Source organism: Streptomyces sp. NBC_00341 (assembly GCF_041435055.1).
In the GTDB taxonomy this organism is placed as follows: domain Bacteria; phylum Actinomycetota; class Actinomycetes; order Streptomycetales; family Streptomycetaceae; genus Streptomyces.
This window is the reverse complement of record NZ_CP108002.1, coordinates 396309-419153: the sequence shown is the minus strand read 5'-3', so window position 1 is coordinate 419153 and position 22845 is coordinate 396309. Positions and strand designations below refer to the sequence as shown.

Annotated in this window: 22 protein-coding genes; 14 read left to right on the top strand and 8 right to left on the bottom strand. The window is 71.8% G+C overall.

All coding sequences use genetic code 11. The features are described from left to right. Positions 1–5: 5 nt before the first annotated feature. Both scpA and mutA read right to left on the bottom strand, forming a co-directional pair. Positions 6–2207 carry a methylmalonyl-CoA mutase gene (gene scpA / locus OG892_RS01950; protein ID WP_371628290.1) on the bottom strand — a complete coding sequence of 734 codons (2202 nt, stop codon included), beginning with the start codon at positions 2205–2207 and terminating at the stop codon, positions 6–8. Continuing rightward, complete coding sequence (gene mutA / locus OG892_RS01945; protein WP_371628289.1) at positions 2207–4066, bottom strand: methylmalonyl-CoA mutase small subunit; 1860 nt, start codon at positions 4064–4066, stop codon at positions 2207–2209. Before mutA ends, scpA begins: the two co-directional genes overlap by 1 nt. Positions 4067–4287: 221 nt before the next feature. On the opposite strand from mutA, the gene OG892_RS01940 reads away from it, so the two are divergent. The 3 genes from OG892_RS01940 (at position 4288) to OG892_RS01930 (ending at position 6205) form a co-directional block, all read left to right on the top strand. Next, entirely contained in the window at positions 4288–4716 is a 429-nt protein-coding gene (locus OG892_RS01940) for a DUF6325 family protein (protein ID WP_242436827.1), read from the top strand. Between the two features lie 53 nt (positions 4717–4769). After that, positions 4770–5063, top strand: a complete 294-nt coding sequence (locus tag OG892_RS01935; protein WP_073737953.1) for an SHOCT domain-containing protein — start codon at positions 4770–4772, stop codon at positions 5061–5063. 344 nt (positions 5064–5407) lie between these two features. Then, positions 5408–6205: a tyrosine-protein phosphatase gene (locus OG892_RS01930; RefSeq protein WP_073737952.1), complete on the top strand. Its 798-nt coding sequence runs from the start codon at positions 5408–5410 to the stop codon at positions 6203–6205. Between the two features lie 23 nt (positions 6206–6228). On the opposite strand, the gene OG892_RS01925 is transcribed toward OG892_RS01930, so the two are convergent. After that, on the bottom strand, positions 6229–6750 hold the full coding sequence (locus OG892_RS01925; protein WP_073737951.1) for a hypothetical protein: 522 nt from the start codon (positions 6748–6750) through the stop codon (positions 6229–6231). Further along, positions 6747–7322, bottom strand: a complete 576-nt coding sequence (locus OG892_RS01920) for a hypothetical protein (RefSeq protein WP_073737950.1) — start codon at positions 7320–7322, stop codon at positions 6747–6749. Before OG892_RS01920 ends, OG892_RS01925 begins: the two co-directional genes overlap by 4 nt. A 210-nt stretch (positions 7323–7532) precedes the next feature. Here OG892_RS01920 and OG892_RS01915 point away from each other — a divergent pair, with 210 nt between their 5' ends. Beyond that, entirely contained in the window at positions 7533–7937 is a 405-nt protein-coding gene (locus OG892_RS01915; RefSeq protein WP_371628288.1) for a DUF1992 domain-containing protein, read from the top strand. A gap of 57 nt (positions 7938–7994) precedes the next feature. After that, on the top strand, positions 7995–8486 hold the full coding sequence (locus OG892_RS01910) for a GNAT family N-acetyltransferase (RefSeq protein ID WP_371628287.1): 492 nt from the start codon (positions 7995–7997) through the stop codon (positions 8484–8486). 70 nt (positions 8487–8556) lie between these two features. Here the strand turns inward: OG892_RS01910 and OG892_RS01905 are convergent, their stop codons facing one another. From OG892_RS01905 to OG892_RS01895, 3 genes are all read right to left on the bottom strand, one after another. Beyond that, on the bottom strand, positions 8557–8946 hold the full coding sequence (locus OG892_RS01905; RefSeq protein ID WP_073737947.1) for a VOC family protein: 390 nt from the start codon (positions 8944–8946) through the stop codon (positions 8557–8559). Positions 8947–9087: 141 nt separating this feature from the next. After that, on the bottom strand, positions 9088–9915 hold the full coding sequence (locus OG892_RS01900) for a VOC family protein (protein WP_328868125.1): 828 nt from the start codon (positions 9913–9915) through the stop codon (positions 9088–9090). 134 nt (positions 9916–10049) lie between these two features. Beyond that, positions 10050–10382, bottom strand: coding sequence for a DUF6479 family protein (locus tag OG892_RS01895; protein WP_073737945.1), 333 nt, complete (start codon positions 10380–10382; stop codon positions 10050–10052). Positions 10383–10581: 199 nt separating this feature from the next. Between OG892_RS01895 and OG892_RS01890 the strand changes: the two genes are divergently transcribed. The 7 genes from OG892_RS01890 to OG892_RS01860 all read left to right on the top strand — a co-directional run bounded on the left by OG892_RS01890 (position 10582) and on the right by OG892_RS01860 (position 19526). Next, a complete protein-coding gene (locus OG892_RS01890) occupies positions 10582–10986 on the top strand; it encodes a hypothetical protein (RefSeq protein ID WP_073737944.1) in 405 nt (134 codons plus the stop codon). 91 nt (positions 10987–11077) lie between these two features. Continuing rightward, positions 11078–11644 (top strand): 2Fe-2S iron-sulfur cluster-binding protein, encoded by a 567-nt coding sequence (locus OG892_RS01885; RefSeq protein ID WP_073737943.1) that lies wholly within the window; start codon positions 11078–11080, stop codon positions 11642–11644. Next, positions 11641–12627 (top strand): xanthine dehydrogenase family protein subunit M, encoded by a 987-nt coding sequence (locus OG892_RS01880; RefSeq protein ID WP_371628286.1) that lies wholly within the window; start codon positions 11641–11643, stop codon positions 12625–12627. The genes OG892_RS01885 and OG892_RS01880 overlap by 4 nt, the downstream gene beginning before the upstream one ends. Before the next feature lie 19 nt (positions 12628–12646). Then, the gene (locus OG892_RS01875; RefSeq protein ID WP_371628285.1) at positions 12647–14746 is read left to right on the top strand and encodes a xanthine dehydrogenase family protein molybdopterin-binding subunit; all 2100 of its coding nucleotides are present in this window, start codon (positions 12647–12649) and stop codon (positions 14744–14746) included. 196 nt (positions 14747–14942) lie between these two features. Beyond that, a complete protein-coding gene (locus tag OG892_RS01870; protein WP_371628284.1) occupies positions 14943–15473 on the top strand; it encodes an ATP-binding protein in 531 nt (176 codons plus the stop codon). 168 nt (positions 15474–15641) lie between these two features. Continuing rightward, the gene (locus OG892_RS01865; protein ID WP_371628283.1) at positions 15642–17054 is read left to right on the top strand and encodes an NADP-dependent succinic semialdehyde dehydrogenase; all 1413 of its coding nucleotides are present in this window, start codon (positions 15642–15644) and stop codon (positions 17052–17054) included. Between the two features lie 84 nt (positions 17055–17138). Then, positions 17139–19526, top strand: a complete 2388-nt coding sequence (locus OG892_RS01860; RefSeq protein ID WP_371628282.1) for a phosphoketolase — start codon at positions 17139–17141, stop codon at positions 19524–19526. 64 nt (positions 19527–19590) lie between these two features. On the opposite strand, the gene OG892_RS01855 is transcribed toward OG892_RS01860, so the two are convergent. Continuing rightward, positions 19591–20706 (bottom strand): chemotaxis protein, encoded by a 1116-nt coding sequence (locus tag OG892_RS01855; RefSeq protein WP_371628281.1) that lies wholly within the window; start codon positions 20704–20706, stop codon positions 19591–19593. A 194-nt stretch (positions 20707–20900) separates the two neighbouring features. Here OG892_RS01855 and OG892_RS01850 point away from each other — a divergent pair, with 194 nt between their 5' ends. Together OG892_RS01850 and glsA are read left to right on the top strand one after the other, a co-directional pair. After that, positions 20901–21467 carry a hypothetical protein gene (locus OG892_RS01850; RefSeq protein WP_371628280.1) on the top strand — a complete coding sequence of 189 codons (567 nt, stop codon included), beginning with the start codon at positions 20901–20903 and terminating at the stop codon, positions 21465–21467. A 10-nt stretch (positions 21468–21477) separates the two neighbouring features. Then, entirely contained in the window at positions 21478–22812 is a 1335-nt protein-coding gene (glsA, locus tag OG892_RS01845; protein ID WP_371628279.1) for a glutaminase A, read from the top strand. Positions 22813–22845 lie beyond the last annotated feature (33 nt).

Sequence of the window (22845 nt, the reverse complement as noted above, 5' to 3'; positions counted from 1 at the left end):
GCGGCTCACAGCTCGTGGCCGAGTGAGGCGCCGAGCCGCGTCACCAGATCGTGGGCCGCGTCCGGGATTACGGTTCCCGGCGGGAACACGGCTGCGGCGCCTGCCTCGTGCAGGGCCTCGATGTCGGACGGCGGGATGACTCCGCCGACCACGATCATGATGTCCTCGCGACCTTCGGCGGCGAGTTCCTCGCGGAGTGCGGGTACGAGGGTGAGGTGGCCGGCGGCCAGGGAGGAGACGCCGACGATGTGCACGTCCGCCTCGACCGCCTGCCGGGCGACCTCGCCCGGCGTCTGGAACAGCGGGCCCACGTCCACGTCGAAGCCCAGGTCGGCGAAGGCGGTCGCGATCACCTTCTGGCCGCGGTCGTGTCCGTCCTGGCCCATCTTGGCGACCAGGATCCGCGGCCGGCGTCCCTCGGCCTCCTCGAACGCGTCGACCAGCGCGCGGGTGCGGTCCACGGACGGTGACTCCCCTGCCTCGTTGCGGTACACACCCGAGATCGTACGGATCTGGCCCGAGTGCCGCCCGTACACCTTCTCCAGCGCGTCCGAGATCTCGCCCACGGTCGCCATCGCCCGCGCCGCGTCCACGGCCAGCGCCAGCAGATTGCCCTCCAGCCCCGGGCCGGGCTCCCGGCCCGCCGCGTCCGTCAGTGCGCGCAGCGCGTCCTGGCAGGCGGTCTCGTCCCGCTCTTCGCGCAGTCGGCGGAGCTTTTCGATCTGCTGGGTGCGGACCGAGGTGTTGTCGACCTTGAGGACGTCGATCTTCTCGTCGGTCTCGACGCGGTACTTGTTGACGCCGATGACGGGCTGGCGTCCGGAGTCGATGCGGGCCTGGGTGCGGGCGGCGGCCTCCTCGATGCGGAGTTTGGGGATGCCGGCGTCGATGGCCTTGGCCATGCCGCCCGCCGCCTCGACCTCCTCGATGTGCTGCCAGGCCCGCCGCGCCAGGTCGTAGGTCAGCTTCTCCACGTACGCGCTGCCGCCCCAGGGGTCGATGACCCGGCCCGTGCCGGACTCCTGCTGGAGCAGCAGCTGGGTGTTGCGGGCGATGCGGGCCGAGAAGTCGGTGGGCAGCGCGAGCGCCTCGTCGAGGGCGTTGGTGTGGAGCGACTGGGTGTGGCCCTGGGTCGCGGCCATCGCTTCCACGCAGGTGCGGGTGACGTTGTTGAAGACGTCCTGCGCGGTCAGCGACCAGCCCGAGGTCTGCGAATGGGTGCGCAGGGAAAGCGACTTGGGGTTCTGTGGATCGAACTGCTTCACGAGCTTCGCCCACAGCAGCCGGGCGGCCCGGAGTTTCGCGATCTCCATGAAGAAGTTCATGCCGATCGCCCAGAAGAACGACAGCCGGGGCGCGAACGCGTCCACGTCCAGGCCGGTGTCGCGTCCGGCGCGCAGGTATTCGACCCCGTCGGCCAGGGTGTAGGCCAGCTCCAGGTCCGCCGTGGCTCCGGCTTCCTGGATGTGGTAGCCGGAGATGGAGATCGAGTTGTAGCGCGGCATCCTCTGCGACGTGTACGAGAAGATGTCGGAGATGATCCGCATCGAGGGCTTCGGCGGATAGATGTAGGTGTTGCGGACCATGAACTCCTTCAGAATGTCGTTCTGAATGGTCCCGGCCAGCTTCTCCGGCGGTACGCCCTGTTCCTCGGCGGCCACGATGTACAGGGCGAGGACGGGGAGCACCGCCCCGTTCATCGTCATCGACACCGACATCCGGTCCAGCGGGATGCCCTCGAACAGCTGGCGCATGTCGTAGATCGAGTCGATCGCGACACCGGCCATGCCGACATCGCCGGTCACCCTTGGATGGTCGCTGTCGTAGCCCCGGTGGGTCGGCAGATCGAACGCGACCGACAGCCCCTTCTGCCCCGCCGCCAGGTTACGGCGGTAGAAGGCATTGGACTCCTCAGCGGTGGAGAACCCCGCGTACTGCCGGATCGTCCAGGGCTGATTCACATACATCGTCGGATACGGCCCACGCAGAAACGGCGCCACACCCGGATACGTACCCAGGAAGTCCAGCCCCTCCAAATCCTGGCCCGTGTACAACGGCTTGACCGCGATACCCTCCGGGGTCTCCCACCGGAGGTCTCCGTCGGAGCTCCCGGAGGACTCCTTCACCGCCGTACGCCACTGGTCCTCTGTCACCTCGGCGCCGCTGCCGGGGCCGAGCTCGATGTCGGAGAAATCGGGGATCCGCATTACGCCACACCCATACGGTCGAGAACGGAGGACAGCACGGCCACCACATCGCAGCCGGCGAAGACGTACTCGTCGACACCGGTGTAGTCGCCCGGCCGCCCCGCCAGGTACACGCGCCGCGCACCCGCCGAGACGAGCGCCGCGGCGACCTCGCCGGCCTGTTCGGCGTAGAGCGCGTCGCTGGAACACAGACAGGCCACGTCCGTCCCGGCGGCCGCGAAGGCCGCGGCGACCGAGGAGGCATCCACCTGAACCGGCTCATGGACCGGCTCGATGCCGCCCGCCTGGAAGAGGTTCGCGGCGAACGAGGCCCGCGCGGTGTGCGCGGCCGCGGGGCCGAGCGCGGCGATGAACACCCTCGGCCGTCGGCCGGTCGCCGCCAGATGTGCGTCCGAGCGGGACCGCAGCTCCTCGAACGCCTCGTCCCGGCGGACCACCGGAAGACCGCCCCGGGCTTCTGTGGACGGCGGGGCCTCGCGCTCCACCGCACGCTCGGCGAGCTGCGGGAACTCGCTGACGCCGGTGATGGGTTCCTTGCGCCGCGCCAGGTTCTTCTTGCGCGCCGCCCAGGTCGCCGCGAGCCGTTCCGAGACCATTCCGGACTCCAGCGCGGCCGCCTGCCCTCCCGCCCGCTCGATCTCCTGGAAGAAGGCCCAGGCGGACTCCGCGAGCTCGTCGGTGAGCCGCTCCACGTACCAGGAGCCGCCCGCCGGGTCGATCACCCGGGCCAGATGCGACTCCTCCACCAGGATCGTCGAGGTGTTACGGGCGATGCGCCGCGCGAACGCGTCCGGCAGGCCCAGCGCGTGATCGAACGGCAGCACGGTCACCGTTTCGGCCCCGCCGACGCCCGCGCCGAGACAGGCCAGCGTGGTGCGGAGCATGTTCACCCACGGATCGCGCCGGGTCATCATCACCGGCGACGTCACTGCGTGCTGCCGCTGCGCCCCGGACCGGGCGGCGCCGCAGACCTCGGCGACCCGCGCCCACAGTCGGCGCGCGGCCCGCATCTTGGCGATCGTCAGGAACTGGTCGGCGGTGGCCGCGTACCGGAACTCCAGCTGCGCGCAGGCCTCTTCGACGCCGAGGCCCGCCTCGGTCAGCGCCCGCAGGTAGGCGACCCCCGTGGCCAGTGAACTGCCCAGCTCCTGTGCGGCCGAGCCGCCGGCCTCGTGGTAGGGCATCGCATCGACGGTCAGCGCCCGCAGCCCGGGGTACTCACGGGCGCAGCGAAGCGCCCAGTTGACCGCCGCCGCCTGTTCCGGCGCCGCGCCGGAGCGGGCGGCCTGCCCCAGTGGGTCGGCGCCCAGGCTGCCGCGCGCCGACTGCGGCGATACCCCCCGCTCCGCGTAGAGGCGCAGCAACTCCGTCGCGGCGGCGTCGAGTTCGGAGCCCGCGTCCAGGACGATCGGAGCCAGGTCGAGAAGGACGCCGTCCAGCGCACGGGCGAGACCGGAGACCGGCACGCCGCCACCGGCGTCCCCCACGGTCAGCCACAGCGAGGTGACTCCGTTCTCCAGATCCGCGAGCACGGCTTCGTTGAGCCGGGCGGGATCGGGGATGGTGTGCCGTTGCCGGACACCCCAGCCGCCCGCCGTGCTCCCCGCCGGCTTGCCGCCGCGGGTGAAGGGGGCGAAGCCCGGGAGACCGGCATCGGGCGCGTCGTCGCGCGAGGTGTAGAGGGGGCGGGTGATGAGCCCGTCCTCCACCGTGGTGGACAGCGCTTCCTCGGCGGCCGAACCCGAAACGTCCTTGCCCGACTTGCGCAGCACACCCTCGACGAGGCTCTGCCACTGCTCATGGGCGGGGTCAGGGAATTCGGCGGCCAACGAAAGCCCGTCAGCAGGCTGGACCGTCATGCCCAGATGCTAGGGCAGGTTTCTAGAGGCGGAGCAGAGGCACCGGCTGTGACCTTGCCCTCCCCGGGTGCACTTGATCCCTTACGTACTGTGGAGTAACAAGCGGGGCGGGAGTGTTCGGCGCCCTTGCCCTGGAGGTCGGTGGGTGTTTTGTCGCAGTGCGGCGGCAAATGACCGAAGTTATGCTGCTGGCAATCCATCCCCCCGGAGAGGACACCCCCGTGGCTGTGGGACCTGTCGAGTACCTTGTCGTCGCCTTTCCCGGCAGCCGGTTCACCGGCGCCATCGCGCCGGCGCTGGCCGACGCGGTCGCGTCGAAGGCGGTCCGCATCATCGACCTGACCTTTGTGTACCGGGACGACGACGGCACGATCGAGACCGTTGAGCTGGACGACCTCGACCCCGACGACCTCGTCTCGTTCGAGCGGGTCGAGGGCGAGGTCACCGGGATGCTGAACGAAGACGACATCCGGACGCTGGGTGAGAGCGTGCCACCGGGCAGCTCCGCGGCACTGATCGTGTGGGAGGACCTCTGGGCGGTGCCGCTCACCGAGGCCGTCCGCGCGTCGGGCGGACAACTCGTCGCCCATGAGCGGATCCCGGCCGGTGTCGCGGAGGCGGCCCTGTCCGCCGCCGGTTCCGCCCGCTGACATCGCTCCCGCACGGAAAGGCGTACGCCATGCCGATTTTTCGAGGCCCCGGAATGAACCGACGCGGACCCGGCCTGCTCGGCGCGATGGCTCGGACGGCCGTCGTCGCGGGCACCGCCTCCGCGGTCAGCGGCCGGGTACAGCAGCACCAGCAGGAGAAGTTCACCGAACGGGAGATGGAGCAGCAGCCCGTCCCCGCTCCCGAGCCGCCGGTGCGGCAGCAGGCGGCCGCGCCGGCCCCGGACGACCTGATCAACCAGCTGGAGCGGCTGGGCGAGCTGAAGAAGCAGGGCGTCCTCACGGACGCCGAGTTCGCGGCCCAGAAGAACAGACTGCTGGCTGAATGAACGCGACCGCCCCGCGGGGGCCGGTGAATGCGATGACGGAGAATTGACCAAAGGCGTGGTTCCGTAACGTTCATTCAGCCCGCCGGGTATGCAATTCGTACGGAGCTCCGCCGTGATCGCGTACCCGCTCTCCGCGTTTCGTTGAATCCCCGCTCATCCCGGTGCGGCCCGTGGATTCGCAGGCCGGCCGAGCGGAGGCCCCTTTCGTGTCCTCCATGCGTACCGGTATGCCCGGTCGATCAGCCCCGGCGTTTTACATTGCCGATTTCCGGACCTCATGCGACTTTTGATCCGGCCAGGCCGAACCTCATTCGGATACGTGCCGGGAAAAGAGGAAGTTCATCGTGCAAACCGTCAGGGCCGTCCCGGCAGTGTCCGTTCTCAACCTGCGTGACCTGGGCGGCATCGCCCTGCAGTACGGCTGTCAGGTCCGGCCCGGCCGGGTGCTGCGCTCCGGCCAGCTCAGCGGTCTCGGCCCGGCGGACGACGCCGCGGTGGCGGCCCTCGGCATCCGCACGGTCGTCGATCTGCGCACCGCGGACGAACGCGCGTTCGCCCCCGACCGCCTGCCGCCCGGAGCCCGGCTGTTCGTCGCGGACGTGCTCGGGGACAACCCGGGCGTGGCGCCCGCCCGGCTCCGCGCCCTGCTCGCCGACACCGTCGAGGCGGAGCGGCTGCTCGGCGACGGAAGGGCCGAGGAGATCTTCGCGGAGACGTACCGGCAGATGGTGCTCTCGCCGCGCGCCGCGGCCGCGTACCGGGCCTTCGTCGACACGGTCGCCGACAGCGCCGCCGGCCCGGTCCTCTTCCACTGCACGGCGGGCAAGGACCGTACGGGCTGGGCGGCGGCGCTGCTCCTGCTCCTGCTGGGCGCATCCCGGGACACGGTGAGGATCGAGTACCTCGCGGTGAACCCGGTCGTGCGGGTTGCCTACCGGCCGTACGTGCAGAACTTCCTCGACGCGGGCGGCGACCCCGAGATCGCTTCCGCGATCATCGAGGTCCGCCCCCGCTATCTCGACACGGCGCTGGACGCCATGGACGAACGGTGGGGAGGTCTCGACGGCTATGTACGCGACGGGCTCCGCCTCCCGGAAGAGGCCCTGCGGCGCCTGCGTGCCGAACTCGTGGCTCCCGCCTGAGGACTGTTCCTGTCCCGGTAGTCTCAGACCTTCAGCAGCCGTTCGGTGAGATCGCGGTACTGCTGCAGGACGATCCGGAGTTCCTCGGTCCGGGTTCCGGACTCCCTGCCCTGCTGCTGCACGTCCATCTCGCGCCGGCGCTCCTTGAGGGCGTGCGCGAGGCCGTCGACCGCCGCGTCGAAGGCGCCTTCTGCCTCCTCCACCGCACGTGTGGGGTTCTCGACGAATTCGGTCACCGCTTGCTGGAGCCGCAGCGCCAGCTTCTCCTGATCAGCCTCACGAAAGAGCGGGCGGTCGGCCGCGGAGGCGGGTTCGCCGGCCGGGGAGGAGGCCGTGGAGGAAGCTGTGGGGGAGGCCGCAGGGGGCTGTCCGGCAGCCCGGGGGGACTGCTCGGTTGCCCGGCCGGCACCTGCCCGAGGCTGCTCGGTGGTAACCGGAGGCTGCTCGACGGTGACTGGAGACTGCTCGGCAGGGACCGCAGACTGCTCGCCGGCTGTGGGCGATTCGGTGGGGATCCGGGGGGTGCGTTCGGTGTCGTACGTCATGCTGTGCCACTTCCTTCCGCATGGTGGTGGTCCTGGCGGACCGGGGCCCCGTTGCCGTTGGAGACCAGGACGTCGAAGAGTCCACGGGCCTCGATCATGGCTTCGCGCATCTCCTCCGTGCTGCCCTCGCCCCGCTGGACGGCGTGCACCCGGCGGTAGCCGTTGAGGTGCTCGGCGTGGTGGACGGAGAGGGCCGCGGTCTGCTCCTCGAAGTCGCTGCCGTCAGGGAATCCCGTGTCCCGGGCCAGCTCCGCGAGGAGGGCGTCGGCCTCGGCGACGGCCTGCTGCGGCGCATCGACGAACCCGCCCTGTATCCGGGTCCAGCGCTCGGCGTACCGCGCACGGTCCTCCGGCGACAGCGGGCGTTCGTCGAGCGAACGGTGACGCTTCAACCGCTCGCTCAGCTCGTGTTCGGCGGCCTTGGCGTCGCCGTCGTGACGGGCGACGGTCCGGTCGTACTCCGGTCCGAAGCGGCGCTGCAGACCACGCCCGCCCGGCTGCCGGCCGAAGGCGAAGAAGAGTCCGGCGGCCACCACCAGGACGACCGCGACGATGATCACGACAGTGGTCATGCCCCATTCCTTTCGGTCCGTGCCCGGACGAGAGTCCGTCCGGGCGTGCCGCTCGTGTACCCCGCCGCACGGATTCATGCACGGAAACGGCGAGTTGCTCGCCGGAAGACGGTGGTGCGAACGCTTCGCGACGCCTCCCGGCGCGGGTTCGCCCGCTGCTCCTCGGTATCGTGAAGGGGCCATCAGGAATTCTCCGGGAGGGGCGTCACGGTGACCGAACGCAAACCGACGGGCATCAGCTTCGAGTCCTGGGTCGACAAACAGATCCGCGAATCCGAACAGCGCGGCGACTTCTCCCAGCTGCCGGGATTCGGCAAACCGCTCGACGGTCTCGACCGCCCGTACGACGAGACGTGGTGGATCAAGGCGAAGATGCAGCGCGAGGGCGTGTCCGTGCTGCCGCCGACGCTGGCCCTGCGCAAGGAGGCGGAGGACGTCCTCGCGGCGCTGCCCGGGGTCCGGACGGAGGCCGAGGTGCGGCGGATGCTGACCGAGGTGAACGAGAAGATCACCGAGGCCATCAGACGGCCGCCGCCGGGACCGCTCCTGAACCTCAAGCCGTTCGACGTCGAAGCCCTGGCCGGGGAGTGGCGCGCGGCGCGCGACTCCTCCTGAGCCTGCGGCAGTCGGGCCACCGACGGTCCCGCACCCCGGATGCGTAATACTCGACGCATGAGATCAAGTGTTACGCAGACGGGGCGCCCGACGCCCCGTGAAGGCGTACGGATCAGGCGGGCGGTCGCCCGGGACGCGAGGCGGCTGACCCGACTGGTCCAGGCCTCGCGGGCCTACGAGGGCCCGTACGCCCCGATGGTCGCCGGATACCGGGTGGGCCCCGACTACATCGAGACGCACAGGGTCTTCGTGGCCGTCGAGGAGGCCACCGGGCGGCTGCTCGGCTTCTACTCCCTCATCCTGGATCCGCCCGAGCTCGACCTCATGTTCGTCGCCGACGACGCACAGGGAGGCGGCATCGGCCGGCTGCTCGCCGGTCACCTGCTGCACGAGGCGCGGCAGGCCGGGCTCACCGGCGTCCGCATCGTCTCGCACCCGCCGGCCGAGGGCTTCTACCTGAGCGTGGGGGCCCTGCGCACCGGCACCGAGCGAGCCGCTCCGCCCGCCGTGATGTGGGACCGGCCGGAACTGCTGCTCCCGGTCGCCTGAGTACGGCGAAGGGCCCGGCCGGACCCGCGTGCGGCGGGTCCGGCCGGGCCCCTGGGACACGCGCCAGCCGTCAGGACCCGTAGCCCCCGTACGGACGGGTGATGATCTCCATCCCGTGCCCGGCGGGATCGGTGAAGTAGATGCCACGGCCGCCGTCGTTGTGGTTGATCTCGCCCGGGTGCTTACCGTGCGGATCCGCGTAGTACGGGGCCCCGAGCTCCTGGATGCGGGCGTACGCCGTATCGAACTCCGCCTCCGACACGAGGAAGGCGTAGTGCTGGGGAGTGATCGATTCGGCGGGAATGGCCGCGAAATCCAGGGTGACCCCGTTGGCCGTGGTGAGCGGGATGAACGGCCCCCACTCCTGGCCGATCTCCAGCCCCAGGATGCCGGCCAGGAACTCTGCTGATTCCCGGTTGTCCCGGGCGTGAACGATGGTGTGATTCAACTCGACTGACACTGTGGAATGCCTCCAACGGGCATCTCACGGGCACCTCCACGCCTCACCCGGCCGGTGACCGACGCGCGATGCCGTACCCAGGATCCTAGGGCCTTCGAGGTCTCCCGACGAGGCCCACCGGCTGTGATCACGCCCGGCCCGTCACGCCGGAGCGGCCGTGCCGGGGTTGTGGACCTCCGTGAGGGTGAAGAGTCCGCCGTCCGGGTCGAGCAGCGTCGCCTCCCGGGCGGCGGGTCGCGACAGCTCCTCGACGAGCGATCCGCCGTGCTCGCGCGCCGCCGCGACGGCGGCGGACACGTCGGGGACCGGAAAGTTGACCTGCCAGTGCGGCCGGACCAGCGGATCGGGGGCCGCCTCGACCGCCCCCGAGCTGATCCGGGCCAGCTGACGCCCGCCGCACGTGACGATCACCTCGTCCTTCGCGTACGACACCTCGCAGGAGCCGGGCTGTCCGCTCGCCCAGTCCAGTACCTCGCCGTAGAAGATCGCGGCGTCGAAGGCGCTCCTGGTGTGCAGCCGCAGCCAGGCGTGCGAATGGCCGTCCGGCGCGGGCGGCGAGGTAGCGGGCTCCGTCCGCTCCCAGATGCCGAACCCCGCCCCCTCGCGGTCGGCGGCCAGCGCGCCGCGCCCCTTGCCCAGGGCCAGCGGGCCCACCGCCACCGTGCCGCTGCGCTCACGGATCCGGGAAGCGGCCACATCGGCGTCCCCGACGGCGAAGTAGGGCGTCCACGCCACCGCGACGCGGAACGTGGTCGCCACCGCGCCGATACCGGCGACGGGTACATCCCCGCGGCGGGCCACCGAGAACTCCTGGCCGAGCTTGCCCGGCCGGAAGGTCCAGCCCATCACCGGGCCGTAGAACTCCTGGGCCGACTCCAGATCCCGGGTCATGAGGTTGACCCAGCACGGTGCCGCGGGCCCGGTCAGAGGCGCGGGAGCGGATGCCGTGCCAGAGCTGCTTGCGGTCATGGTCCTACTGCCTTCATGGGTGTGCGGCAGACATGTATATGTGCCGATGGCCTGCGGGCCCTCACCCAGCCTCACCGCGGCTGCCCGCTCCCGCAACACGCGCGGCGGTGGACCGGTCGCCGGCGCTTCTCGTCTCAGTCGCGCTTCTCGTCGTTCTCCCGGCGGACCGTCCCGTCCTGGTGCTCACCGAGCTCGTACGGCGAGAGCCCGTGGCCGTCGGCCGGGAAGCTGTCGTCGGCGTGGACGTCGGGCTCCTCGACGTGGGTGCGGTGGTCCGGCGCCACCGGCTGCTCCTCGGGCCGGGGCGGAGGTGGTTCCTGGGCGCGCCGCCGCTTGCCCAGCCACACGGCACCGATCAGCAGAGCCACCAGGACCACTCCTACAACGGCCATCACCACCCCGGTCGCTCCCCGCCCGTCCGCAAGGGTGAGGGCCAGTGAATTCAGGGCTCCATTCGATACGTCCATGCATGCGGGATACCCCGGGACCGGGCCATCATTCGGTGCGAAGGTCGAATTCATGTTTTAAGTGGATACAGGAGTAAAAAGCGTTTCGATTCGTACGATCCGTTTCACGGCCCCCGTCGATACGGCGGCGGGGCCGCTCGCCTCGCAGACACCCGGCCGCGGGGAGAGCCTGGAGGTACACCCTCAGGAAGGAACCGCGGTGAACAGCACAGGGGAAGCACAGACGGAGGAGAACCAGCAGGGCGGAGAGGTGTCGGTCGTCCTCAGCGGGTGCGCGAAGGACGACGCCGGCACGGTCTTCGACGTGCTGCGGGCCGCGTTCGCCACCGACCGGGCCTCGGTCGACGTGCCGCAGGACGTCACGGGCAAGCGGCCCACCGCCTGGGCCGCGACCGTCGACGTCACCGAGGAACGCGTCGTCTCCGGGACCGTACGGCTCGGCGAGACCGTCACGGTCGACGCCCAGGGCGGCTACTGGGCGGTCGAACGGCTCAGGCACAGCCTGGCGGGAGCCTTCACGGTCCGGGTCGTGGGCACCGTCTCCGGCGACCAGGAGGAGGAAGTGCGGCTGCGGCTGGCGGACAAACAGGCCGCGACTCCGTGAAGCGGCGTGACGCGGCATGAGCTGGAGCGAGCCGAAGCGACGTGGCTCGGCAGGACACCGAGAACCGACCCCGAACGAAGGGCTGTGGCACGTGGATCCCACCATCCGGCGGGAGGACGGAGCAGGAGACCCGCGGGCGACCGCCGGCCGCTCCGCACTGACCCTGAACGTCAACGGAACAGAGCGGACCCTGACGCTCGACCACCGCACCACCGTCCTGGACACGCTCCGTCACCACCTGGGCCTGACCGGCGCGAAGAAGGGCTGCGATCACGGCCAGTGCGGCGCGTGCACCGTCCTGGTGGACGGCCGGCGGGCGAACAGCTGCCTGCTCCTGGCCGTCGCGTACGACGGCGCCCGCATCACCACGATCGAGGGACTGGCCGACGGCGACCGGCTGCACCCCCTCCAGGAGGCCTTCCTGGACCGTGACGCGCTCCAGTGCGGCTACTGCACGCCCGGCCAGATCTGTTCGGCCGTCGGAGTGCTGGGCGAGGCGGCCGAGGGCTTCCCCTCCCACGCGACCGGGCACGACGCGCCCCTCACCGCTCCGGCGCGGCTGGACGACGCCGAGATCCGCGAGCGGATGAGCGGCAACCTGTGCCGGTGCGGCGCTTACCCGCACATCGTCGAGGCGATCGGGGACGTGGCACCGTGAAACCCTTCGGCTATCTGCGCGCCGGATCCGTCGCCGAGGCGGTCCGGGAGAGCGCGGCCCATCCCGGAGCCCGCTTCCTGGGCGGCGGCACCAACCTCGTCGACCTGATGAAGCTGGGCGTCGAGACCCCCGGCCTGCTCATCGACGTCAGCCGGCTCCCGCTCGACCGGGTCACGGAATCCGCCGACGGCGCGCTGCGCATCGGCGGGACGGTACGCAACAGCGACCTGGCCGCCCATCCCGCGGTACGCACCCGCTATCCCGCCCTCTCGCAGGCGCTGCTCGCCGGCGCCTCCGGGCAGCTGCGCAACACCGCCACCACCGGCGGCAACCTTCTTCAGCGCACCCGCTGCCCGTACTTCCAGGACACCTCCAAGCCCTGCAACAAACGCGAGCCCGGCAGCGGCTGCCCGGCCCGCGAGGGAGCTCACCGCGACCTCGCCGTCCTCGGCCACTCCACCGCGTGCGTCGCCACCCACCCCTCGGACATGGCGGTCGCCCTCGCCGCCCTCGACGCGACGGTCGTGCTGCACGGACCGGACGGCGAACGGACCGTGTCCGCCACCGACTTCCACCGGCTGCCCGGGGACGACCCGGCCACCGACACCGTGATCCGGCCGGACGAACTCATCACCGAGGTCCTTCTGCCGCCGCTGCCCGACGGCACGGTCTCGCTCTACCGCAAGGCCCGCGACCGCGCATCGTTCGCCTTCGCCCTGGCCTCCGTCGCCGTCGTCCTGCATGTCCGCGACGGCCGGAGCGAACACGCGGCCCTCGCCTTCGGAGGCCTCGCACACCGCCCCTGGCGGGCCCGCGCCGCCGAGGAGATCCTCCGCGGCGCACCCGCCACCGACGGGACCTACGAAGCCGCGGTGGACGCCGAACTCGCCGCGGCCCGCCCGCTGCGCGACAACGCGTTCAAGGTCACCCTGGCCCGCCGGCTGGCCGTCGACGCCCTGGCCGAACTCGCCGCCCGCCCCTGAAGAGCCGAGGACTCCCACCATGAGCGACACCCTCCAGCCCCTGGGCGCCCCCGTCGTCCGCCGCGAGGGCCGGGACAAGGTGACCGGCGCCGCCCGCTACTCCGCCGAACGTAACCTGCCCGGCTGCCTGTACGCCTGGCCGGTGCCCGCCACCGTGCCGCGCGGCCGCGTCACCGCGATCGGCACCGCCGACGCGATGGCCCTCCCCGGAGTCCGCGCCGTCCTCACCCACGAGAACGCGCCGCGGACCCGGGAACCGGACGATCCGATCCTCGCCGTCCTCCAGAATGACCGCGTGCCGCACCGTGGCTGGCAGATCGCCCTCGTCGTGGCGGACACCCTGGAAGGCGCGCGAGCGGGTGCGGAGGCGCTGGACATCACCTACGAGAGCGCCCCGCACGACGTCGTACTGACAGCGGATCACCCCGGTCTGTACACCCCGGAGACCGCCAACGGCGGCTACCCGGCCGTACGTGAACGCGGCGATTTCGACCGGGCGTTCGCCGCCGCGCCCGTACGGATCGACGCCACGTACACGCTCGGCGCGCTGCACAACCACCCCATGGAACCGCACGCCTCGACCGCCCACTGGTCGCCGGAGGGGCATCTCACCGTGTACGACTCCGGCCAGGGCGCCACCAAGGTGCGGGACAGTCTCGCCACCGTGTTCGGGCTGCGGCCGGACCAGGTCACCGTCGTCTCGGAACACGTGGGCGGCGGCTTCGGCTCCAAGGGCACCCCGCGCCCCCAGGCCGTGCTCGCCGCCATGGCCGCGCTGCACACCGGCCGGCCCGTCGAACTCGCCATGCCCCGGCGCCACATGGCCGCGGTCGTCGGTCACCGCGCGCCCACCGTTCAGCGCGTCCGGCTCGGCGCGGAGGCCGACGGCACCCTCACCTCGGTCGCCCACGAGATCATCACCCACACCTCCACCGTCAAGGAGTTCGTGGAGCAGGCCGCCGTACCGGCCCGGGTGATGTACGGCTCCGCGCACAGCCGCACCGTCCACCGGGTCACCGCCCTCGACGTCCCGAGCCCGTCCTGGATGCGCGCCCCGGGCGAGGCCCCCGGCATGTACGCGCTCGAATCGGCCCTGGACGAACTCGCCTCGGCCCTGGGCATCGACCCCGTCGAACTGCGCCTGCGCAACGACCCGGCCGACGAGCCCGACTCCGGGAAACCCTTCAGCAGCCGAGGTCTGGCCGCATGCCTGCGGGAGGGCTCCGAGCGCTTCGGCTGGCACGGCCGCGATCCCCGCCCCGCGGTCCGCCGGGAAGGGGCGCTGCTGCTCGGTACGGGCGTCGCCTCGGCCACGTACCCGGTCTACATGAGCGCCTCCCACGCCTCGGCCCACGCGGCGGCCGACGGCTCGTACCGCATCGCGGTCAACGCCACCGACATCGGTACCGGCGCCCGCACCGTCCTCGCCCAGATCGCCGCGAGCGCGCTGGAGACCCCGGTCGAGAACGTGATCGTCGACATCGGCAACAGCGACCTGCCGGACGCCCCGCTGGCCGGCGGCTCCTCCGGCACCGGTTCCTGGGGCTGGTCGGTGCACAAGGCGGCGGCCGGCCTCGCGCGCCGGCTCGGTGAGCGCACCGGAGCGCTGCCGGAGGAGGGAGTGACGGTGACCGCCGACACCGACAGCGAGACGGCGGCCGAGTCCCCGTACGCCCGGCACGCCTTCGGGGCGCACTTCGCCGAGGTCGCCGTCGACAGCAGGACCGGCGAGGTCCGGGTGCGCCGGATGCTCGGGGTCTTCGCCGCCGGACGCATCCTCAACTCCCGTACCGCACGCTCCCAGTTCATCGGCGGAATGACCATGGGGCTCGGCATGGCGCTGACCGAGTCCAGCAGCATGGACCCGGTGTTCGGGGACTTCACCGAGAGCGATCTCGCCTCCTACCACGTGCCGGCCTGCGCGGACGCGGTCGGCATCGAGGCACACTGGATCGAGGAGGAGGACCCGCACCTCAACCCGATGGGCAGCAAGGGAATCGGTGAGATCGGCATCGTCGGCGCGGCGGCGGCGATCGGCAACGCCGTCCGGCACGCCACCGGTGTCCGGCTCCGCACCCTCCCGCTCACCCCGGACCGGCTGCTGCCCCAACTGCCCTGAGGGAAGGGGGCACCCGCCCCCGGCAGAGGCAAACGCGCTGGTCACCGGGGGTGCGCGGCCGGATGTGTTGCGCAACCGGCTCTACCGGGTCACCCTAAGGAGTGACCCAGAAGTGACATCTGCTCACTCTTTGCATTCGGGGGTCGTTCGTTCAACGGGGCGAAGCATGTGGGCCTCGATGTGAGGAGCCTCGACGATGACCGTTCCACTCGACCGGCACTATCTGGTCGAACTCCAGGTTTCGGCAGAGCGCGTGTCCCAGCTGCGGCGGATCATCGCCGCGCATCTGCGCCACTGGAGTCTCGAACTTCACGTACGGCCCGTGTGCCGTGCTGTGGAGGAGCTGCTGACCAACGTCCAGCGGCACGTCGGTGACGACAACACCTGTGTCCTCGAACTCCGCTGGTCCGGACGGCACCTCACGGTCTCCGTCGCTGACAACGGTGCCGAAATGCCCCGGCTGCTCCACGAGGGCGGTGGGCTCAGCCGGGTGATGGCCCTCAGCGACAGCTGGGGCACCTGCCGGACCGCCGAGGGCAAGGTCGTCTGGTTCACCCGGTACGCGCAGGAGCCGCAGCACATCGCGCTGGTGCCGCTCCCGCCGCTGCCCGGCGTCCGCGAGTTCCGCCGCCCGCCCGCGGTGGTCACGGACTTCCCGGCAGCCGAAGCCGCGGCCCCCGCCGGGACGGACGCCCCCGCCCCGGCCCAGGCCCCCGCCCTCGTCTGAGGCGCGCGGTACGGAGCGCGGGCACCCCGCGGTCCTCCCGTCCGGCGCGGATCGTGTGCGTCCCGCACGCATGATCCGCGCCGGACGGGTACGCGTGTGCCCGGCCCGCGTTGCGTCACCGGACGTGGCGCGGCACGGTCGGAGTACCGAGGCAAGGAGGCCACAGTCATGCCCATCGCGACGGTCAACCCCGCGAACGGCGAGACCCTGAGGACGTTCGACGCCCTGGAAGCGGACGAGATCGAGCGGCGGCTCGCCGCGGCGGACGCCGCCTTCCGGGAGTACCGCACCACCGGGTTCGGCGAACGGTCCCGGCTGCTGAACCGGGCCGCCGATCTCCTGGACGAGGACCAGCAGGACATCGCCCGCACCATGACCCTGGAGATGGGCAAGCCGGTCAAGGCGGCCCGCGCCGAGGCCGCGAAGTGCGCGAAGGCCATGCGCTGGTACGCCACCCACGCGCAGGAGCTCCTCGCCGACGAGCACCCCGCGCCCGCCGACGTCGAGGACTCCGGTGCCTCCCGCGCCTATGTCCACTACCGTCCGCTGGGCGCCGTGCTCGCCGTGATGCCGTGGAACTTCCCGCTCTGGCAGGTCGTACGGTTCGCGGCCCCCGCCCTCATGGCGGGCAACACCGGGCTGCTGAAGCACGCCTCGAACGTGCCGCAGACCGCGCTCTACCTGGGCGATCTGTTCCGCCGGGCCGGATTCCCCGAAGGCTGCTTCCAGACCCTGCTGGTGGGCTCCGCCGCGGTCGAGGCGATCCTGCGCGACCACCGGGTGGCCGCGGCCACCCTGACCGGCAGCGAACCGGCCGGGCGCGCCGTCGCGGCCGCCGCGGGCGACGAGGTCAAGCACACCGTCCTGGAGCTGGGCGGCAGCGATCCCTACCTCGTCCTGCCCTCGGCCGACGTCGCGCGGGCCGCCCGTACCGCCGTCACCGCCCGGGTCCAGAACAACGGCCAGTCCTGCATCGCCGCCAAGCGGTTCATCGTGCACACCGAGGTGTACGAGGAGTTCGCCGAACGCTTCACCGTGGGCATGCGCGACCTGACCGTCGGCGACCCGCTGGAGGAGTCCACCGACGTCGGCCCGCTCTCCAGCGAGCAGGGCCGTACAGACCTGGAGGAACTCGTCGACGACGCCGTACGGCGGGGCGCCGTCGCCCTGTGCGGCGGCGGCCGGCCCGAGGGGCTGGGCGGCGGCCTGGAGAACGGCTGGTTCTACGCGCCCACCGTCCTGACCGGCATCACGCCCGCCATGCGGATCCACCGCGAGGAGACCTTCGGTCCCGTCGCCACGCTCTACCGGGTCGACAGCCTCGACGAGGCGGTGGAGCTCGCCAACGACACCCCGTTCGGGCTCAGCTCCAACGTGTGGACCCGTGACGCGGAGGAGAGCCGGCGCTGCGTCCGCGATCTGGAGGCGGGCGGCGTCTTCTTCAACGGGATGACGGCCTCGCACCCCGCGCTGCCGTTCGGCGGCGTGAAGCGCTCGGGCTACGGGCGTGAGCTGGCCGGACACGGCATCCGCGAGTTCTGCAACGCCACCACCGTCTGGTACGGCGCCGAGCCGCGGTGAACGCGTCCCCGGCGCCCGTGCCCGTTCCCAGCCCTCGTTCCGCCCACTGTTCTGCCCGCTGTTCCGCCCGCTGAGAAGGTGACCATGAGCGACGCCCCACCGGCCTCACCGACGGCCGGCCCGTCCGACGAAGAGATCTCCGCGCTCGACGCCCACTGGCGGGCGGCCAACTACCTGGCCGTCGGCCAGATCTACCTGATGGCCAACCCGCTGCTCACCCGGCCGCTCGCCCCCGAGCACATCAAGCCCAGACTGCTCGGCCACTGGGGCACCTCACCGGGGCTCAACCTCGTGTATACGCACCTCAACCGGGTCATCGCCGCACGCGGCATCCCCGCGCTGTGCGTGTGGGGCCCCGGCCACGGCGGTCCCGCGGTGCTCGCCAACTCATGGCTGGAGGGCAGCTACTCGGAGACGTACCCCGACGTCAGCAGGGACGCGGCGGGCATGGGCCTGCTGTTCAAACAGTTCTCCTTCCCCGGCGGTGTGCCCAGCCACGTCGCACCAGAGACCCCCGGCTCCATCCACGAGGGCGGCGAACTCGGCTACTCCCTCGCCCACGCCTACGGCGCCGCCCTCGACCACCCGGAGCTGCTCGTCACCTGCGTCGTCGGTGACGGGGAGGCGGAGACCGGGCCGCTCGCCGGCTCCTGGCACGCCAACAAGTTCCTCGATCCGGTCCACGACGGGGCCGTCCTGCCGGTCCTCCACCTCAACGGCTACAAGATCGCCAACCCGACGGTGCTCGCGCGCCTCCCCGAGGAGGAGCTGGACGCCCTGCTGCGCGGCTACGGGCACGAACCGCTGTTCGTCTCGGGCGACGACCCGCTCACCGTGCACCGGGCGATGGCCGTCGCGATGGACCGGGCCGTCGACCGCATCGGAGAGCTCCAGCAGGCCGCCCGGACCGGCGGCGACACCGACCGCCCGCGCTGGCCCATGATCGTGCTGCGCACCCCGCAGGGCTGGACCGGCCCCGCCGAGGTCGACGGGCTGCCCGTCGAAGGGACCTGGCGCGCCCACCAGGTCCCGCTGCCCGGGGTCCGCGACAACCCGGCCCACCTGCGTCAGCTGGAGGCGTGGCTGCGCTCCTACCGGCCGGAGGAGCTCTTCGACGCCGAAGGACGCCCCTCGGAGCAGGTCCTCAGCCGTGTGCCCGCAGGCCAGGCCCGGCTCGGCTCCACCCCGTACGCCAACGGCGGGCTGCTCCTGCGCGACCTGCCCGTTCCGCCGCTCGACGCGTACGCGGTGGGGGTGGACCGGCCGGGCACCGTCCTGCACGAGCCGACCCGGGTCCTGGGCGGACTGCTGGAAGCCGTGATGGCGGCCACCGCGGACCGCAGGGACTTCCGGGTGGTCGGCCCCGACGAGACGGCCTCGAACCGGCTCGACGCCCTCTACGAGGCGACCGGAAAGGCCTGGCAGGCCGGGACGCTGCCCACCGACGAGCACCTGGCCCGCGACGGCCGCGTCATGGAGGTCCTCTCCGAGCACCTGTGCCAGGGCTGGCTGGAGGGCTACCTGCTCACCGGCCGACACGGACTGTTCTCCTGCTACGAGGCGTTCGCCCACATCGTCGACTCGATGGTCAACCAGCACATCAAATGGCTTCGTACCTCGCGCCGGCTGCCGTGGCGCCGCCCCATCGCCTCCCTCAACTACCTCCTCACCTCGCACGTCTGGCGGCAGGACCACAACGGCTTCTCGCACCAGGACCCGGGCTTCGTCGACCACATCCTCAACAAGAGCCCGGAGGTCGTCCGCGTCTACCTGCCCCCGGACGCCAACACGCTGCTGTCCGTGGCCGACCACGCGCTGCGCAGCCGTGACTACGTCAACGTGATCGTGGCCGGGAAGCAGCCCAGCTTCGACTGGCTCACCCTCGACCAGGCCCGTGCGCACTGCGCCCGCGGCGCCGGGACGTGGGAGTGGGCGGGTACGGACGACGGCAGCCGTGAGCCCGATGTGGTGCTCGCCTGCGCCGGGGACGTCCCCACCCTGGAGGTCCTGGCGGCGGCCGGTCTGCTCCGGCATCACCTGCCCGAGCTGGCGGTGCGGGTGGTGAACGTCGTCGACATGGCCCGGCTCATGCCGCACGACGAGCATCCGCACGGGATGCCCGACTCCGAGTACGACGCGCTCTTCACCCGCGACAAGCCGGTGATCTTCGCGTACCACGGCTATCCCTGGCTGATCCACCGGCTGGCCTACCGCCGCACCGGTCACGCCCAGCTGCACGTGCGCGGCTACAAGGAGGAGGGCACGACCACCACGCCGTTCGACATGGTGGTCCGCAACGACCTCGACCGCTACCGGCTGGTCATGGACGTCATCGACCGGGTACCGGGCCTCGGCGTCCGTGCCGTGGCGGTGCGTCAGGCGATGTCCGACACCCGTACCCGTCACCACGCCTGGATCCGCGAGCACGGCACGGACCTCCCCGAGGTCGCCGACTGGACCTGGGAGGGCTGAGGTCCGCCGCCGCGTACGGCGGGGGCCCGGACGGACGACCGTCCGGGCCCCTGCCGTACGACGTTCAGTAGCGCAGCGCCGCCGCGATCCGCCCGTGCTCCTTGAGTGAGTCGTCCGCGACGAACACCACCTCCGCGCCACTGTCCAGCGCCGCCTCGACCAGCTCGTCCACGATGTCCTCGCGGACCTTCTCGTCCGCCGGGTCCAGGGCGTCCGCGCTCACCGGCTCAAGGTGCTCCCGGGCGACCCGGACCGTCTGCTGGTAGTGCTCCTCCACCGCTACCAGTCCGGCCCGCGCCTCCCGTACGGCGGCCCACACCTCGTCGAGACCGCCGGCGAAGGCGTGACGGCCGCGCGCCTCGTCCAGCTTGCCCTCGATCTCGGCGGCGAACCGCTTCTGCCGGGCCTCCAGGGCGGGGCGCAGCTCGGTGAGCAGGCCGCCGGGCGTGGTGTCGGCGGGAGCGCCCTTGGTCACCCGCCCGACCGCCGCCCCGGTGCTCTCACCGACCTCGTCCAGCATCGCCAGCGCGAGAGCGAGGCCGACCAGGTACAGCGGGCGCGGATCCGTGGCCAGGACCCCGCGCAGCTTCTCGTCCACGGTCCGCAGGAACTGGCGGGTGTCCTCGTCGCTGAACGTGCTCGGGGTGTCGCCGATCCGCTCCTCGCGCTGCGGGTTGGGCGGCTCGTGCGGAGCCGTCAGCGGGAAGCCGCCGATCCGCTCCTCGTGCGCCGCGTCCCCCGTGCCGCTGAACAGGGCCGCGTGGTCGGCGGAGACGGTGAGCGCCCAGAACGGCCGGGCCTGCGCCTTGGCGGCGACCAGGTTGCGGGTGAGGTAGGTGTCGCTCAGCACCACTCGTTCGGGTGCGGTGCGGGGGAGCTGCCAGATCTGGTACTCGTCCGCCGTGGCCAGGACCACCAGCGAGTCCAGGGCCCGGCGCGGATCGATCTCCGCGACCGCCCGGTCGAGCTGCTGCTTGACGGCGGCCCGGGTCTCCCGGCCGACCTGGGGATCGGCGTCGAGCCGGTTTCCCGCGGCGGCGACCAGATTGCGCAGCCGGACGGCGTCCTGCGCGTTGTCGGGTGCGCGCCGGTGGGTCGGCATGGTCAGGGACAGGGCGGGATAGGGCTTGGCCGCCCGGAGCTCCTGCAAGAGGCCGGCGGTCAGGGCATCCGTGTCCATCTGTTCCCTCCCGGGGACTTGGCGTACTGCGGTGCTGAGTGGGTGATTCGACGAGTCAATTCATACCTTTGCAACCTAATATGGGCGAATTGGTACTCCCGGCTCCAGGAGGTATGCGCGATGTCCACGCTCACCCTGGACAGCGGGAACGAGAGCCGGTCCTTCCTTCGTACTTCCGAGCAGACGGAGCGTCCGTGAACCAGACCAGCCCCGTGCGGCGCGCCATCGGCCACCGTGCCGCCCGCAGCCTGACCCCCGCCGTACTGGCCGCGCTGATCGTCGCCTCCGCCGCCGCCTGCGACAGCTCCGACACCTCTTCGCAGGGGACCGCCAAGAGCACCCGCACGGTGTCCGCGGAGCCGACGGCGTCGCCGCGGGCCACGGAGAGCCGGCGCACCCAGCAGGAGTTCGCGGCCTCGGTGTCCGCGGAGGTGGAGCGCAACCGGCAGAAGGCCGTCACCACGCTCAAGGGCGTGAAGGGCAAGGGCGACGCGGTCAAGGACGTCTCCGTCAACGGCCTCGCGGTCAAGCCCTCGGAGCAGTTCCGCAGCGCCCTCGTCCGGGTGACCAACCCGACCGACAAGGCCGCCTTCTACGCGGTCAAGGTGGACTTCACCGACTCCTCGGGCAAGGTCCTGGACTCGGTGGTGCTCGGTTTCGCGGACGCCCCGCCCGGCCGCACCGTCAGCCAGCACGCCAACAGCCGCAAGGCCGCGGGCGTCAAGACGTTCCCGCGGGTCGCGCAGGCCGAGCGCGGCTGACGGCCGGCCGGTGAGCGCCGCAGAGGCGGTCACGGACGCCTTGCGCGAACTGCACACCCGGTTCGGCGGACTGCGCGACGGAAGGCTCGCCGACTACATCCCGCAACTGGCGCTGGCCGACCCGGACGCGTTCGGGCTGGCCCTGATCAGTATGGACGGCCACCGCTACAGCACCGGTGACGTCGAGGTGCCGTTCACCGCCCAGTCCGTCTCGAAACCGTTCGTCTACGCCCTGGCCCTGTCCACGCTCGGGCTCGACGAGGTGGGCCGCTGGGTCGGCGCGGAGCCCAGCGGCGAGGCGTTCAACGCCATCAGCCTGGAACCGGGCACCGGACGTCCCGCCAACGCCATGGTCAACGCGGGCGCCATCGTCACCACCGCGCTGGTCCCCGACACCCGGGACGCTCCGAGGTTCGACCGGATCCTCGACTTCCTGAGCCGATTCGCCGGCCGGCGGCTGGACGTCGACGAGCAGGTGTACGCCTCCGAGGCGCTCACCGGCGACCGCAACCGCGCCCTGGCGTATCTCATCCGCAGCGCGGGTCCGCTGCCCGTGGACCCGGTGGCGGCCGTGGAGACGTACTTCCGCCAGTGCGCGGTACGGGTCACGGCGCTGGACCTGGCCGCGATGGCGGCGACCCTGGCCAACGGGGGAGTCCATCCGGTCACCGGGGACGCGGTGGTGCCGGAGCCCGTCGCCGCGCACGTCCTGGCGGTGATGGCGACCTGCGGGATGTACAACGCCTCGGGCGACTGGCTGCTCCGGGTCGGGCTGCCGGCCAAGAGCGGGGTGTCCGGCGGTCTGATCGCCGCCGGCCCGGCCCGGTTCGGACTCGCGGCGTACAGCCCGCTCCTCGACCCGGCCGGAACCTCCGTGCGGGGACGACGGGCGCTCGGCGCGCTCTCCGAGCGTTTCGGGCTGCACCTCATGCACAACCCGGCCCTGGCGGGCTCCACCGTCACCCTGGTCACCACGGCCGACGATCTGCCCTCCGCGCCGGCGGGGGAGCGGGAGCGCGCCCGCCGTGAGCGGGTGGCGGTCGTCGCGGCCCAGGGCGCGCTGGACTTCACCGCGGCCGAGCGGGTGCTGTTCGCCCTGGACGAGTCGGGCCCGGAGAACACGGTGGCCGTGGTGCTGGATCTGCGCCGGGTGACGGACATCGACACGGCGGCCCGGACGATGCTGAACGGCGGACTGGCCCGGCTCATGGCCGGCGGCCGGCGCACCGCCGTGGTGGACCCGGCGGGTCGTCTCGCGGGACAGGACGTCACCGCCGGGGCTCCCCGGCACTTCGTCTCCCGCGAGGACGCCGTGGACTGGTGCGCGCCGGGGCGGACCGGCTGAGAACCGGCCCGCCCCGTCACGCCGGCCGACGGC

Coding starts and splice junctions, on each gene's coding strand:
- scpA (WP_371628290.1), bottom strand. CDS start 2,207: ATGCGGATCCCCGATTTCTCCGACATCGAGCTCGGCCCCGGCAGCGGC.
- mutA (WP_371628289.1), bottom strand. CDS start 4,066: ATGACGGTCCAGCCTGCTGACGGGCTTTCGTTGGCCGCCGAATTCCCT.
- OG892_RS01935 (WP_073737953.1), top strand. CDS start 4,770: ATGAACCGACGCGGACCCGGCCTGCTCGGCGCGATGGCTCGGACGGCC.
- OG892_RS01925 (WP_073737951.1), bottom strand. CDS start 6,750: ATGACGTACGACACCGAACGCACCCCCCGGATCCCCACCGAATCGCCC.
- OG892_RS01920 (WP_073737950.1), bottom strand. CDS start 7,322: ATGACCACTGTCGTGATCATCGTCGCGGTCGTCCTGGTGGTGGCCGCC.
- OG892_RS01910 (WP_371628287.1), top strand. CDS start 7,995: ATGAGATCAAGTGTTACGCAGACGGGGCGCCCGACGCCCCGTGAAGGC.
- OG892_RS01900 (WP_328868125.1), bottom strand. CDS start 9,915: ATGACCGCAAGCAGCTCTGGCACGGCATCCGCTCCCGCGCCTCTGACC.
- OG892_RS01895 (WP_073737945.1), bottom strand. CDS start 10,382: ATGGACGTATCGAATGGAGCCCTGAATTCACTGGCCCTCACCCTTGCG.
- OG892_RS01875 (WP_371628285.1), top strand. CDS start 12,647: ATGAGCGACACCCTCCAGCCCCTGGGCGCCCCCGTCGTCCGCCGCGAG.
- OG892_RS01870 (WP_371628284.1), top strand. CDS start 14,943: ATGACCGTTCCACTCGACCGGCACTATCTGGTCGAACTCCAGGTTTCG.
- OG892_RS01865 (WP_371628283.1), top strand. CDS start 15,642: ATGCCCATCGCGACGGTCAACCCCGCGAACGGCGAGACCCTGAGGACG.
- OG892_RS01860 (WP_371628282.1), top strand. CDS start 17,139: ATGAGCGACGCCCCACCGGCCTCACCGACGGCCGGCCCGTCCGACGAA.
- OG892_RS01855 (WP_371628281.1), bottom strand. CDS start 20,706: ATGGACACGGATGCCCTGACCGCCGGCCTCTTGCAGGAGCTCCGGGCG.